The sequence below is a fragment of the Vibrio sp. VPAP30 genome, from assembly GCF_001188205.1.
GTDB lineage: Bacteria > Pseudomonadota > Gammaproteobacteria > Enterobacterales > Vibrionaceae > Vibrio > Vibrio bivalvicida.
On the sequence record NZ_LBLS01000038.1, the window covers coordinates 1 to 14,483 of the forward strand.

General features: G+C 43.3%; 16 protein-coding genes. 8 read left to right on the plus strand and 8 right to left on the minus strand.

The annotated features are described in order from the left end of the window. Nucleotides 1–28 precede the first annotated feature (28 nt). Nucleotides 29–241, minus strand: a complete 213-nt coding sequence (locus ZX61_RS17835) for a hypothetical protein (RefSeq protein ID WP_049845949.1) — start codon at nt 239–241, stop codon at nt 29–31. Nucleotides 242–490: 249 nt separating this feature from the next. On the opposite strand from ZX61_RS17835, the gene ZX61_RS17840 reads away from it, so the two are divergent. The 8 genes from ZX61_RS17840 to ZX61_RS17875 all read left to right on the plus strand — a co-directional run bounded on the left by ZX61_RS17840 (nt 491) and on the right by ZX61_RS17875 (nt 7,636). Continuing rightward, nucleotides 491–1,135 carry a hypothetical protein gene (locus ZX61_RS17840; protein ID WP_049845950.1) on the plus strand — a complete coding sequence of 215 codons (645 nt, stop codon included), beginning with the start codon at nt 491–493 and terminating at the stop codon, nt 1,133–1,135. A 9-nt stretch (nt 1,136–1,144) separates the two neighbouring features. Continuing rightward, a complete protein-coding gene (locus ZX61_RS17845) occupies nt 1,145–1,828 on the plus strand; it encodes an ABC transporter ATP-binding protein (protein WP_049845951.1) in 684 nt (227 codons plus the stop codon). Continuing rightward, complete coding sequence (locus ZX61_RS17850) at nt 1,816–3,075, plus strand: ABC transporter permease (protein WP_049845952.1); 1,260 nt, start codon at nt 1,816–1,818, stop codon at nt 3,073–3,075. Before ZX61_RS17845 ends, ZX61_RS17850 begins: the two co-directional genes overlap by 13 nt. 25 nt (nt 3,076–3,100) lie before the next feature. Then, on the plus strand, nt 3,101–3,826 hold the full coding sequence (locus ZX61_RS17855; RefSeq protein ID WP_443083330.1) for an outer membrane lipoprotein-sorting protein: 726 nt from the start codon (nt 3,101–3,103) through the stop codon (nt 3,824–3,826). Next, complete coding sequence (locus ZX61_RS17860) at nt 3,827–5,095, plus strand: hypothetical protein (RefSeq protein WP_049845954.1); 1,269 nt, start codon at nt 3,827–3,829, stop codon at nt 5,093–5,095. After that, complete coding sequence (locus ZX61_RS17865) at nt 5,095–6,129, plus strand: sensor histidine kinase (protein ID WP_049845955.1); 1,035 nt, start codon at nt 5,095–5,097, stop codon at nt 6,127–6,129. The genes ZX61_RS17860 and ZX61_RS17865 overlap by 1 nt, the downstream gene beginning before the upstream one ends. A 12-nt stretch (nt 6,130–6,141) precedes the next feature. Further along, entirely contained in the window at nt 6,142–6,933 is a 792-nt protein-coding gene (locus ZX61_RS17870) for a LytR/AlgR family response regulator transcription factor (RefSeq protein WP_049845956.1), read from the plus strand. Between the two features lie 91 nt (nt 6,934–7,024). After that, nucleotides 7,025–7,636, plus strand: a complete 612-nt coding sequence (locus ZX61_RS17875; RefSeq protein WP_049845957.1) for a DsbA family protein — start codon at nt 7,025–7,027, stop codon at nt 7,634–7,636. A gap of 47 nt (nt 7,637–7,683) precedes the next feature. Here the strand turns inward: ZX61_RS17875 and ZX61_RS17880 are convergent, their stop codons facing one another. The 7 genes from ZX61_RS17880 to ZX61_RS17910 all read right to left on the minus strand — a co-directional run bounded on the left by ZX61_RS17880 (nt 7,684) and on the right by ZX61_RS17910 (nt 14,433). Beyond that, nucleotides 7,684–8,046, minus strand: a complete 363-nt coding sequence (locus tag ZX61_RS17880) for a DUF3316 domain-containing protein (protein WP_049845958.1) — start codon at nt 8,044–8,046, stop codon at nt 7,684–7,686. 178 nt (nt 8,047–8,224) lie between these two features. Beyond that, nucleotides 8,225–9,574, minus strand: coding sequence for a heavy metal sensor histidine kinase (locus ZX61_RS17885; RefSeq protein WP_049845959.1), 1,350 nt, complete (start codon nt 9,572–9,574; stop codon nt 8,225–8,227). Next, the gene (locus ZX61_RS17890) at nt 9,567–10,247 is read right to left on the minus strand and encodes a heavy metal response regulator transcription factor (protein ID WP_049846312.1); all 681 of its coding nucleotides are present in this window, start codon (nt 10,245–10,247) and stop codon (nt 9,567–9,569) included. Before ZX61_RS17890 ends, ZX61_RS17885 begins: the two co-directional genes overlap by 8 nt. Before the next feature lie 117 nt (nt 10,248–10,364). Beyond that, the gene (locus ZX61_RS17895) at nt 10,365–11,009 is read right to left on the minus strand and encodes a hypothetical protein (RefSeq protein WP_049845960.1); all 645 of its coding nucleotides are present in this window, start codon (nt 11,007–11,009) and stop codon (nt 10,365–10,367) included. Between the two features lie 81 nt (nt 11,010–11,090). Beyond that, on the minus strand, nt 11,091–11,528 hold the full coding sequence (locus tag ZX61_RS17900) for a hypothetical protein (RefSeq protein WP_049845961.1): 438 nt from the start codon (nt 11,526–11,528) through the stop codon (nt 11,091–11,093). Between the two features lie 47 nt (nt 11,529–11,575). Continuing rightward, nucleotides 11,576–13,228 carry an alkaline phosphatase D family protein gene (locus ZX61_RS17905; protein ID WP_049845962.1) on the minus strand — a complete coding sequence of 551 codons (1,653 nt, stop codon included), beginning with the start codon at nt 13,226–13,228 and terminating at the stop codon, nt 11,576–11,578. Between the two features lie 50 nt (nt 13,229–13,278). After that, nucleotides 13,279–14,433, minus strand: coding sequence for a carbohydrate porin (locus ZX61_RS17910; protein ID WP_235431354.1), 1,155 nt, complete (start codon nt 14,431–14,433; stop codon nt 13,279–13,281). Nucleotides 14,434–14,483 lie beyond the last annotated feature (50 nt).

The window sequence follows — 14,483 nt, forward strand, 5'->3', positions numbered from 1 at the left end:
GAAGCTCTGCAATGAAATTGCACACAAATTAAATACGCGCCCACGCAAAAGACTTGGGTATAGGACACCAACGGAGTATATTCATGCGCATCTGTAGCAAGTGTCGCACTTCAAACTTGATACTAAGGGTTGCTAATACTACGCCCGCAGCATTGCTTAGTCCAAGAACGCCACTTTCTACCGCAACGAGGAACGCTTCAAGTTCGGTTAGGTCAGCAATAATTCTATCGTCATTAATCATTGGATTAGTCTCTGTCTACTTCTGTTTTTACGACCACATTGAATCAACGGGTGGTTTAATCTTGCCGCTACTTTAACGATCATAGTGCTTAAATGCTACCGCCGCACCTTCATCAATGGCTTATACCTTAACCATTTAATCCTCTTTTCGACCATTCACTCCCGATTTTTTCCATTTGTCACATAGTGCTGCAGTCTTTTTGTTGTCTAGTTAGTCTTTCACTATCAAAACAGGCAAGGGAATAGGCAAATGAATTCAGCAAAATTAGCAAGTATCTTGGGTGTGAGCTTACTTATGGCGGCACATGTTATGGCTGCCCCAAGCGAAGAGTTGATCGCGCAATATAATCTCGCCGCAGAAGGCGATGAAGACAAAGTTGAACAGGTGTATCAGCAACTCGAACAACAGATTTCACAGCAAGGTGTTGATCCATTGAGCTTAGTTTATTTGGGCAGTACCCAAACCCTAATGGGCCGAGACGCGTTTATGCCTTGGAACAAGATGAAGTACACCGAGCAAGGGCTTGCGACCATCAGCAAAGGGTTGGACTTATTGCACGCTCAAGCCACACCTATTGAACAGCAAGACTATCGTCAGGGGTTACCTGAGTCGTTGCTTGCGAGATCGATAGCGGGCTCAACCTTTGCTTCTTTACCCGATATGTTTAATCACTTTGAACGTGGTTATGACATCTTCCTTGATTTGTTAGCCGATAACTCATTCACCACGCAGCACTACGACGCGATCTCTTGGGTTTATATTTACGCCATTCAAGCAGCACTTAGAGCGGAAGATAAGCCTCAAGCAAAAAAATGGGTAGCGGAGATGCAAGCTCGTAACCCTAACCACCCGATGACATTACAAGCAACAGCCATTTTAGATTCGGCTGCTTAAGGAGGCGTTATGATTCGTTTCGAGCAACTCAGTAAGACATATCAAATAGGGCAGCAGCAAGTTGAAGCCTTAAGCCAGGTCAGTGGTGAGATCAATAAAGGTGAGATGGTCGCGTTGTGTGGTCCTTCTGGTTCAGGAAAAAGTACTCTGTTAAATATACTAGGGCTACTGGATATGGACTATCAAGGCTCAATAGAGTTATCTGGCATCGCATACCCAAAAGATAACCTAAAAGCCGCTCAAATGCGTCGAAATCAACTGGGGTTTGTATTTCAGAAGTTCAATCTAATACCTGTGATGACGGCGTGGGAAAATGTTGCGTATCCACTGATGTTGAATGGTTACTCTCTTCAAGATCAGAAACGAAAATCCATCGAAATTTTGGACAAAGTTGGTTTGAAAGAATTTGCCAACCATCGCCCAGATAACCTCTCTGGTGGGCAACAACAGCGAGTTGCAATTGCCAGAGCATTGATACACAAGCCACAAATGGTGATCGCCGACGAACCAACCGCAAGTTTAGACAGCCACACCGCCTCGGTCGTTATTGATCTGATGAAAAGCCTTGGGCACGAGTTTGACACAACTTTCATTGTTGCCACACACGACCCACGTATGGCGGTGCAGTGTGACCGAAGCATCGACCTACTAGACGGTACGATTAATAAGGAGCCAATGAAATGGGCAAGCTAATTCCACAATCATTGCGTATTGCGTATCTTAACCTACAGCGAAATAAACGTCGTAGCGTTTTGTCGTTATTGATCATTGCGATCGCTATTTTTGCTTTAACATCGGCTGGTGGATTCGGGCTTTATACCTATGACTCTCTGCAAGAGTCGACGGCAAGAGATACCGGCCATTTGACTATTAGCCAGCCAAGATTTTTTGAGAAAGATGAAGAGATGCCACTCGCAAATGGTTTAGCTGACGGGACTCAACTTACTCAACGCATTTTAGCTAATAACAACGTTCGTGGGGTTCAGCCGAGAATTGAGTTTACAGGGCTTGTGTCTAACGGCAGTAAATCAACCATTTTTGTTGGCACTGGAGTCAATGAGCGTGAATTTGATATGAAGGGGCCATTTTTGGATGTGCGCCAAGGCAAAACGTTGTCGAGCATTCAATCATCACGTTACGACCCAAGTGAGCCAGAAGTGATGCTAGGTGTGGATTTGGCGCGCAACTTAAGTGTTGAACCCGGAGACTGGGTGACGTTATTGGCAACAACAAGCGATGGTGCGCTCAACGCCTATGACTATAAAGTAAGAGGCATTTACTCAACGGGTGTTCCTGAACTCGACAAGCGTCAGCTTTATATTCACATTAAATCTGCCCAAGAGCTTTTGAGTAGCGACAGGGTAAGTACATTGTCGGTATTCTTGTTCGACACAGAGCAAACACTGCCAATGAAACAATGGGTAGAAGAGCAACTTGCAGCGATGGATCTTAAACAACCTGTAGAAATCACGCCTTGGCAAGATCGCGCGTTTTTCTATACCAAGGTGAAAGATCTTTATGACCGTATCTTTGGCATCATGGGCGCGGTAATGGCTTTGGTCGTGTTTGTTGCGTTGTTTAATACCATGACAATGTCGGTCACTGAACGCACAAGAGAGATTGGAACACTTTCGGCTTTAGGTACTTACCCAGGTGAGATTGTATCTGGGTTTGTTAGAGAATCTGCTCTGCTTGCCATGATTGGAGCCTCGATTGGTGGGGTGTTGAATTTTATCGTTAGCTTATTGCTTATGGTGGTGGATGTGCAAATGCCACCTCCTCCTGGTCGAAGCGAGGGTTATCCGCTTAATATCTATTTTTCACCAGAGCTACTTATCACAACGGCAATAGGTGTGTTGATCATTTGTGTTGTCGCAGCATGGTTATCGGCATCGAAAGGAGTTAAGAAACCAATCACGGAGGCACTGATTTATGTTTAGTTCGATTAAAAAGATAGCTATTGGTATGTTGCTTGCCGCAGCGGCATCAACGGTGATGGCCAAAGATGTGGTGACTATGGTTAAAAATGCTGACCAATATCGCCTTGATACCGATGCAGCGAAAGTAGTCTCGTTGGTCAGTTTGTTTGAAAATGGCGAGCTAGATAAAACGCGTGAATACAATGTTTACACTCGCCCTAACCGAGAGTCTTTAGTCTTGTTTAAGTCACAGGTTGAAGCGGGGCAAAAGATGTTGATGTTGGGAGACAACTACTGGCTAGTGATGCCGAAAAGCCGCCGCCCGATTCGAATTACACCGATGCAAAAGTTGCTGGGTGAAGCCTCTGTAGGAGATATTTCAACGCTAACCTGGAGCGAAGATTACCACGCGACTTTTGTAAAACCTGAGCAGTTGGATGTAGATGGTGAATCGTTGCAAGTGAATCACTTACGCCTAAGAGCAACAACTAAGGGCGCCAGTTATTCCAAAATCGAATTGTGGCTAGATGAAAGTAATGATTTTCCGATCACAGCTGACCTTTACCTGCGTTCAGGAAAATTGGCCAAACAAGCTTGGTTTACCCCAGGAGAGCGTGACGGTCAGCAGCGTGTTGTCGCTATGATCTTACTCGACCAAATTCAGCCTGCGAAAAAGACGGTGATTGAGTATCAAGAAATCATGCCTTTTGAGCTTGAAGACAAGTACTACAATCCTGCCTATCTTACTCGTAATGCAGTATCGGAGTTGTAGATGAAACTGTGCTTTGCGTTAATCAGTTCAATGGTGCTTGCCACATCGGTAATCGCTGATGAAATCCGCTTTGATTGGGACTATACGCTAAGTGCCAACACAGCTGAACATCGTGATTCGGCGTTGCTAGGTTCTCCGGACGAAAAAAGCACCCAAATCGTCGATGCGCTTCTAGATTTACAACTAGAAGGGTATGGTTTTACTGGTCTGATTGCTGCTAAAGCAAACCAAATCTATAGCTCGGATTCATCTCAATCTTATGATGGTGAGCTGATAATCCAAGAACTATTTTGGCAAGGTGGTGTGGATTTGTTTAACACCCCAATAGATTTGACCTTAGGCAAAGTACGACTCGATTGGGGGGTAGGTTACGGCTATCGCCCACTTGATGTCTTTAAACCTTATCGAAGAAACCCAGTTGGGATTCAGGTGGAAGAAGGCACCGGTGTTGCGATGGCTTCGTACTTTGACATGTCAGGGGAATGGAGCCTTGTATACAGCGACTCTTCATGGACGCAGCAAAAGGGCAGCGAGCTAGAAGACGCGTCGGAGCAACAAGGTTTAGGCTTCCGGCGTTATGCTCTTTGGGGTAATAGTGAGTGGCAAATGCTTGCTTACTATGATGATGTTAGACAAGGTTTGCTCGGTGGTTCATTTGTTACGGTGCTCAATGATGCCTGGTCTGTTCACAGCTCCGTACTCTATCAGCGTAAGTACCATAGTTATGCACAAGGTGAAAGTAATATCCCTGTCAATTTGGTTGAGGAAAAGGATGGCTTTCAAGCGTTAGTTGGACTCAACTGGGCAAACGCAGTGGGTAATAACATCATCTTAGAGTATTGGTATGACAGTCGAAGTTGGAGTAAAGGGGAGTGGAATAATGCGTATGATCGCGTTGCTTCACTTTCTAACCATAATGAACTTAAGCCGCTGGCATCTTCTTATGCTCAGGGTTTAAACAATGCTAACCTCGTACAACACAACGTGATGTTCCACTGGTCTCTAGATTCTACAAGCTGGAGTCAGTGGGTATGGACGAACGAGATTCTATGGCTTGATAACCTGACCCCAACCTTTGATCTTTTATATTCGCCACAGGATCAGGGTATGATTGCTACCCAATGGTTAAATTATCGAGTCTACGATTCTGGCTCTGCGTCATTTTCTGTGGAACTTGCAGCCCGTTTTATGACAGGTGACAGTGAGTCTCTATATGCAAATTTATCTGATAAGCGTATGATTTTTCTTAATCTAAGAGGGAAATTCTAATGACCCAATCGACGACTGACACAGTAGGTGCTTTAAAAAGTTTTGGTTACACGAGCATCTTCTGTGCAGTGATTGCTGTGGTTACGAAAACAATCTGGCCGAGCGCGTATCTTGAACACCTCGTGATCAGTTTAGGTTTTGGTTATAGCTCGGTGGTAAGTTCTTTAGTTGTATACAGGTTTTGGCCGCAGCTATCAAAGCTAATAGTTACGGGGATAGCGATTACTTGTGCAATGGTAATTGGTACAGCCAATGCGTATTGGTGGTTAAACGACTATGAGACTTTCTCTGATCTCAGTCAGATGAAATCTGTTGTGATTCTTGGCTTTATATTTTCCGCGATCTGCTTTTTCTATTTTTATAATCACGAGCAGAAACTGATTGCTCAAAAGGAGTTAGAGACCGCTAAGCGTATTCAATCTGAGCAAGAGAAGGCTTTGGTGATGAGCCAACTACGCCACTTGCAAAGTCAGATCGAACCACACTTTTTGTTCAATACACTCGCCAATGTTAGTGCCTTGATTAGCCAAGATCCCAAGGCCGCTCAGCATATGTTAGAAAAACTAACGGATTTGCTTAGAGGGACGTTACAAAACAGCCGTCAAGAGACATCGACCCTAGGCGCAGAATTAGAATTAGTCGACGCCTACTTAGCCATTCAGACGATACGCTTGGGTGAGCGTTTGAGCTACACCATAAATAACTCGGTCAATGAAGAGGTCACTTTTGCCCCTTTGTTACTCCAGCCTTTAGTCGAAAATGCCATTCAGCATGGAATCGAACCCAAAGTTGATGGAGGCGAGATCTCTGTCGAAGTCTCGCAAAAAGAACAGCTTATGGTGATTGAAGTGGAAGATTCTGGTGTAGGGTTTGCGAATGCACCGAACAGTACTGGTCATGGGATTGGATTAGAAAATACCAAAGAGCGACTGAAAGCACTTTATGGCCCTCAAGCGAGTCTTACCATTAAGCAGTCGACATCGGGTGGTGTTCAGGCGGTGATCCAAGTGCCATTTGCTAGAGTCAGTTCTTAACAGGAAGGTTTCATGACGAATAAGGGATACAGCGCAGTAATTGCAGATGACGAGCCGCTATTGAGACATCATCTAAACAAAATGCTCGCCGACGTTTGGCCGCAACTTGAGATTGCTGGTCAAGCGAAAAACGGTAAAGAAGCTTTAGAGATGATCGAGCAATCAAAGCCCGATGTTGTTTTTCTAGATATAAAAATGCCTCAATTAGATGGTATGTCTGCTGCGAAAGCGTTAGGTAAAATGGGCAGCTGCACTCAAGTTGTGTTTATCACTGCATATGATGAGTATGCACTGCAAGCATTTGAGGCTAACGCACTTGACTATCTATTAAAGCCTTTATCCGAGCAGAGACTAGAGCAGTGTATATCAAAGATAAAGCAGCGCCTTGAGAGTGCATCTGCACCTCACCAGCCAGATATGGCGACATTGCTTACTCAAATTCAGCAACTTGGAGATCAATCGATACCGAGTTATTTGAGCTGGCTACGAGCCAGTAAAGGGGAGGATATCCATCTTATCTCTATCTCGGATGTGCTCTACTTTAAGGCGGAAGATAAGTATGTTTCAGTATTTACCAAAGAAGAAGATAAAACTGTTGAATACCTATTGAGAACGTCATTAAAAGAGTTATTGCAACAACTTGATCCAAAGAATTTTTGGCAGATACACAGATCAACCATTATCAATGTTTCGGCCGTCGAGAAAGTTAAAAAAGTCATTACCGGCAAAATGGTGGTTGTAATTGGTAACGCCAAACTGCCTGTCAGTCGAGCGATGCAAAGCCAGTTTACAAACCTTTGGTGATCTTGCTGTAAATTTGCTCACTGGAATTTAGTGCAATTTGATGGCAAGCGATTATGCTTAAAGCTATCAACAACACTCCGGAGCAAAGTGGATGGCCGAAAATAAACTCTACTACATTTATGATCCTATGTGTTCTTGGTGCTGGGGTTATAAGCCTGTGTGGCAGCAGATTTGCCAAATTTTAGAGGGCAAGATCGAAATTCAGTACGTAGTGGGCGGTCTAGCCCCAGACTCTGATCTGCCAATGCCAGCTGAAATGCAGCGACAAATAGTCTCGCATTGGCGAAAAATTGAAGACTTCCTCGGAACTCAGTTTAACTATGAGTTTTGGAACACTAACCTTCCTAGGCGTTCCACTTACCCTGCATGTCGAGCGGTATTGGCTGCGCGCAAACAGGGTGCGGAGAAACAGATGCTCAGTGCCATTCAATCAGCTTATTATCTAGAAGCGCGAAACCCAAGTGACAGTGATGTACTGATAGATCTTGCCGACAGCATAGGCTTGGATATCGAGCGGTTTGAATCCGATTTCGGCTCGGTCACCTTAAATGAAGAGTTTATGCGCGAGGTAGATTTCGCACGCAGCATAGGTGGTAATAGCTTCCCCTCGCTGTTTGTGCAAACGGCTGAAGGCATCGTAGAACTTCAAGTCAATTATCAGTCAGCCCAAACCACTATTAGCCAGATTGAACAATTGATCTAATTAGCGAGACTCAGTGGCCTCGCTAAGTGGTATCAAAATTGGGGAGTCTACCTGTTACTCTCTAACTGCAAATACTGGTAAGCAATATTGAGAACCCTTTTGTAAAGAAGTTCTCCTTCTTCATTCATATACTCTTGTGCTGTGATGTATGTACCTTCATCCAAACTAATGCTCTTATGCACTAGATTTATGGCATAAACGTCCAATTGCTGTTTGAGTTCAATAGATGAGCTTGCTTTAAGCTCTGTCAGCATTGACATTGCTTCTTCGTAAGCACTTTCCTTACTTTCAGTGCTTTCTGTATAAAGAGTAGTATTTCTTTCAATAAGTCTCTCAAGCGGGTGAGCTAGTGCCTGTGTACTAACGATGGATAATACTGAAGTAAGAAAGATAGTTGATAGTTTATTCATTTTGCATGTTTCCGGTGTTGTTTAGTTGAAGCAATAATAACGGTACTAACCTGACAGAAAAGGGTCGCAAAGATGACATTTTTGTCATCTTATAAAAGAGACCAAACTAAATAGCGATATAGGAAAGTTGACTTACAGCGGGGCTCATTGAGTTTGACATTCTCAGAATAGATCGGGTTTAACGTGTTTCTAAATCTTTTAAAGAAAGCGTGAAAGTCGTGTTGTTGTGCTCCGATGTTACAGATACGTCACCGTTATGTAGCTGAGCAATAGAACGGGCTATAGGCAAACCTAACCCTGAACCAGAACTGGTTGAATGAGCTCTCGACTTGTCCACCCGATAAAATCGACTGAAGAGATGAGGGAGCGATTCAGTGGGAATAGGATCACCCTCATTAGATATTGAAATTTCTGTTATGAGCTTAATCCTTTGTATCTTGATGGTGATAGTTGAACCTTCATTGCCATGCCTCACGGCATTTGATAGTAAATTGCTTATGGCTCGCTTAATCATCGTCCTATCACCTACTACTTCAGCATGGCCGACTAATTTAAAAGATAAAGATTTATCTTCACCTGCCAGTTCGTAATATCCAATAAGTTCTTCAGACATATTGGCTAAGTCAAACCTTTCAAGAGATTTCATAAGAAGGTTGTGATCGGATTTCGCTAGGTACAGGGTATCTGAAATGGTTTTATTCAATCGGTTTAGCTCTTCTGAGCTAGATACTAGAATATTTTGATACTCGTTTATCGAACGTACTTTAGATAGTGCTACATGTGTTTGTGTCATCATGTTCGCCAAAGGAGTTCTCAATTCGTGAGCAATATCCGATGAAAAATCAGACAGCCTTTCAAACTCACATTCTAATCTAGTAAGCATTTGATTCACTACATCAACAAGAGGTAGCAGCTCCTTAGGAAATGAAACTAGAGGGATTCGAATGTCGAGCTTATTGGTGGATATCATTTGCATATGAGCTTCTAGCCTTTTCAAGGGAGCTAGCTCTCTGCTAACGATTGTAAAGCCTAAAAAGCCACTGACTAGGCTAGCGATAATGGTTGAAAGCAAAAGCACTTGACCAAAGCTTTGCAGATATGCGCGATGATGGTCGATTCCTATACCTAAGATTGCGTATGTGTCTGGGCTATTTTCGAGTTTAAATAGCTGACCTCTATAGTAATTATTGCCAGTTGACCACTCTAACAGTGGGCTTTCAAGTGAGAAGTCGTTTGGAAGGGGAACTGGTTGAGATCGATAAATCAGCTCGTTATTAGAGATTAGCCAAAGCTTGGTTTCACTGGAAGAAAAGAAGCTGCCAAACTTACTAATAAAGTCTCCTTCTATGCGCAGTTTGTCAATTGTTGCAAACTTCTGAGTCAAGACATGGTGATCCTGTTGGTAGAAATGATGTTCGATTGAAAGAAATAGGACAGTATTAACACAGCACAATACAAGTAGGGAGGCGCAAAAATAAGAAACATTGAGTCGGCCTGATATCGAGTTGAACCATTTTTTTTTACTCATATTCGTTATCCAATAAGTAACCCATCCCGCGTATGGTATGGATAAGTTTGGGGTAAAAGTCGTTGTCTACTTTTGAACGTAGCCGCTTTACTGCAACATCAATAACGTTGGTATCACTGTCAAAATTCATATCCCAAACGGAAGAGGCGATTTGCGAACGAGACATCACTTCGCCCTGTTTTTTCATAAATAGCTCAAGCAATGCGAACTCTTTGGCAGTAAGATTTATCGCACATTGGTCTCGTGTGACCCTTCTACGAACGAGATCCATTGAAAGGTTGGCAACGGTAAGAGTTGTGCTCGCGTTCAAAGGGGTTGATTTTCTAAGTGCATTCCGAATTCGGGCAAGGAGCTCAACAAAAGCGAATGGTTTTAAGACATAGTCATTGGCACCCATTTCCAGTCCTTTCACTCGATCTTCAACGCGATCTTTGGCCGTTAGCATGAGCACTGGGACGTGAATATTACTACTTCTTAGGGTTTTCAATACTTGCCAACCATCGAGATTTGGCAGCATTACGTCCAAAATGATCAAATCAAATGGCTCACTTGTGGCTTTATACAAGCCATCCACACCATCTGGGGAATACTCACAATTAAATCCCGCTTCTGATAGCCCTTTAGCTAGGTAATTACCTGTCTTTACTTCATCTTCGACGATCAGTATTTTCATCATCATCCTCTCAATTGTCAGGTTATAGGCTAATTTCACCAAATTAAGGATGTATAAATAATGAATGGCACCATGAAATTAGGTGCCACGATATTTTTACAATTACGGGTTATGTAATTAAAAACGACTTCGAAACGTCAACCAGGTGTTATTATCTGAGTCACCGCTTAGCAATATAATATTGTCTTTGTTTACCTTGTACCCAAGTTGTACTTCAGCAGATAAGTCGCGAGTTTCTTCGCCATTCAAACCGTATGTATATTGGGGGACCAGTTGAAGGTAGAATTGATCTGCAAAATCGTATTTCAGGTAGTTAACGCTTGTTACGATATCCGTTTCTTCAAATAGGTCGTTCTCTTCCCAAGTCTTTCCATAGGTCAAAGCGCTATATAAATTCCATTTATCGGATAACTTAAATGCTTGCATTAAACCCACAGTCGCATAGTTCGTGGTTTTGTTTGGGTCAGAAAAATCATGTCCGGCATCAACAAAAAGGCCTGTGCCGGTTGTTCTGTTTGGTGCAAAAAAACGTGCACGGTAATTTTCAAAGTTGTTTTTGCTTTCGATTTTTCCTAATAGACCCCAATCCCCTTTATTTAGGCCGAATTGAAAGGTTGCACCAAGACCCTTATTTCCAGCAATGATCTCTCCCCCGGTATAAACCGCCATAGGATCAGACATATCTTGCTCACTGGTTTCGTTAGCATGCAAAGAAAAAGCAGATAACAGACCAGATATTATAATTAAATATTTTTTTATCATGAGTTTTTTCCTAGTATGGCAAGCAATATACCCTAGCCATGTGAGAGAGGTGGAATGCTTCTGATTACACCTGTTATTAGGTCAACTATGGCAACTACTACCACAGACATTATCCATTACTGACGACTCTCCACTTACCAACGAAAACTTATTTACTCTGTACTTTGTGTGGTCTGCTGAAATCTGTAAGTTGATGATTGCCATGCGATCTCTTGTTGCTAGCCTTACGGACTTATTTATGAGTAAATTTTCCACCACGACATTGGTTGATATCGGAAAAATAGAAATAATTTTTTCTATTTCTTGCCATGAGTAGATTTCCTGAGCCAGTCTTTGTTGCTTAAGGCCATCACTGGTTACTGCTTCAGAAAGGCAAGTAGCTTGAGTACTAGTCGCGTGATCCTGACACTCACTTAATGCTTGCTCTAGAGCGCCCACTGAGTCGTAAGTCTTGGCGGAGGTACTCATTGCTAATAGTGTAAGGCATGCGCCCAAAATCCAGCGGTAATCGATGTGCATAGTTGAGTTCCTGAGTTGCGCCCTGATTCTTAGGGCGCTCATTTAGGTTAAGCCTTTACTGGAACTTCGTAGACAATGGTCGGCTTCATCGTGTCTATCTCTCGAACGTCCTGAGGTGGTCTCCAGGTGTATAGAGAGCATGTAATTTTTTCTGGCGTAATATCCATGATGGTAAAACCATTCTTTTCCGTCGGTGGTAGAGCTGTGTTTACACCAATCATTCCCGACGCCTGACTTTCAATGCTGCGGATAAACGATGGGAATCCTAAATCTCCGGTTCCCAACGCGCCAGATGTAATTACATGAACTGGATTGTCTGATAAATCCAGACTACCGCTACGATGAATGCTACCTGCTGCACTGGCATGAAAGTCTCCCTGAACAATCAGTGGGGTGCGTTTCTTCTGAGCTGAAATAGCTTTAATTAATCGTTGGTGCTGAGCGAACCAACCTGCCTGCCAGCCTTGCTTTTGTTTGTACAATACGAGTTTGTTCGCCTGGGCATCTAACGCATCCGGATACCAGTCTCCTAACTTTCCGCTAGAGTATGCAAAAGGTAGTGAAGGACAGTGCATAAAGTGCTTCGTATCTTCAGAGTGGGTTCTGTTAATAAGCCAGTCTTCCGTCCACTGAGGCAATAACTGAGCATGATTCCCCTTATAGTCTGCATATCGGCGGCAGTCATAGAGAACCGCTTCAATCAGGTCACCGTAACGTATGGTTCCGAATACTGAGTTTGAACCTTCAGCAATATTTCGGTGATCCGCTCCTTGCAGCCACTCCGGCTGGTTGGCATCAGGCAAAAACTCTGGATAGTAGAGGGATTGAGTTTCCAGTCTGGCGCTTAACCCGTAGTCGTCTGGTGGCATAACGGCAAGATCGTTCGTGTACTCATCATTCTCAAAGTAATCGTGGTCGTCAGTGATGAAGAACGAAGGTGTCGAACGAAGCGTCACTCCATATAGCTCTGAGATTTGGTAGTCACATATGGCCAGAAACGTATTGATATTCTCTTTCGACAGCATAGGTCTGGAATAATCAATAGGGTCACCATACTTAGGCCAGAACTCGTTTTTCAAATAGTTGGCAGCAAACTCTTTGTTTAGAAAAGTTTTCATATCCCAATAGATATGGTCACCATTAGAAATCACGAGATCAGGTTCAAATGACATGGCCTTAGCTAAGAAGTGTTTGCGCACATCCATGTTAAGCCAGCTAGTTTTGCCTGGAATTGGAGACATATTGTCATCACCACCAGCACAGGTGTAGGCAAGTATTCTCACTTTTTCAGGCATTGAACCGTGTGCTGGGAATGTTTTCAGTGGCCAGGAGTCACATAAAACCGTACCACCGCTATTGACAAGCTGTAACTTGTACTGGGTATCTGGTTTCAGGTCGGTAATGTCAAACTGCCAGAATCGTCCGATGGGATCGCTCTGTTTACCTGGGATTTTTCTGCCGTTTATAGCCATATATGGCTGGCTCTTTTGCCTGCTATGAAACGAGACTTTAATTAAAAAACGATCAGCATTAGCTGTAGGAATAATGTGCTTAACATCACCAGCGTTCCATGCTTCAGTGCTATTATCCTGAGCGATTGCATTACCAGCTATAGAGCTACTTATGATCGTAGAACCCGCTGCAATTCCTGCTGCTTTGAGTAGGTTACGTCTGCCAATATCAATAGTTGAATTGCTCATGTCAAACTCCGAAGTTAATTGGTTTATTTATGGTTATTTCTGGTTTTAGTCTATAGACGAATATTGGTTCGCAGCCCAAATAAGAGGTTACTTGTATCGTCCATCGATTCGATGTATTGGACGTCTGCCGTGATGTTGACAGCAGGAGTCAATGCGTAGCTGTAGTAGATCTCCACTCCATTCTCATCTTCCAGACTTGAGGGGAGTTGTTCGATCTGCAATGAACTTTGTAGTTCATCTGAAACGTTGTTCTTGAAGTAACCAATTCCCCACTGATCTTGATGCCTGTCCGCAATAAATGACTTTCCACCTATTCCAGCAGTAAACGTACTTTCAAGAGCATTGGGGTTGCCATCGGCAGTTGCTGCGCGGGCATACACTCCCCATGAATGAGCCGGGTTGCTTTCTGATTCGAACAGATTGTGGGAAGCCTGCACTCGGAAGTTATATTTGCCATCTACTTTAGCGGTTCTATCAAACAATCTATCAAGGTCTTTCCCCTCTGAGTTTGAATAGGAACCGCTAACACTGAAATTACTGGTTCGTCCAAAGAGCTCTCGTGTATGTGAGACAGTAATAGACGCGGCAACACCATCAGAAAACGGGTTTGAAAAGCTATCTTCTGAGTAGCGATTTTTGGGGTCAAAAACCATGGCAGACCAGTCAAGTTTGTCTGTTTTCCAGTTAACCATCGCACCCAGAAATGCGGGTGGAATGATGCCGCTCGGAGGAGCAGAAAAAGCGAGATTCATGAAGCCATATCGCCCAGCACCACCATAGAATGTGCCATCTTTAAGTAGTTCAAAGGCATCAATTTTACCTACTAATAAACTGGCGCTTTCAAAATGATGGAGGTAATAGAAAGAAGAAAGAAATAGATCATCTCCCATAAAGCCAGCTGTATTAGAGTGGATGTATGGGCTGGAAACAAAACCGCGTTGACCGTTTTCACCATGATGTGCCTGTACCTGAAAATGCAGGCTGCCATCATTCCATAACCCCATCTGTGAGAGATTAAGTGTCGTCTTCAGATCAAGTCTGCCAAGAAGGGTATTTGTTGAGTCATCAGTATTGTCTGCCTGAAATACTGAAGTGTATTCCACATCAAAATATACGCCTAAGCTCTCGGTCTCTTTTTTCAACCCGCCCATATCTCCAAGAAGGCGATCTCTTTCTAAGATATCTTGCGCATACGCGTTATTCACAGCGAGTGATATAAGAAGTGGAAGGGAATATTTTGGTACTGTCATTGATG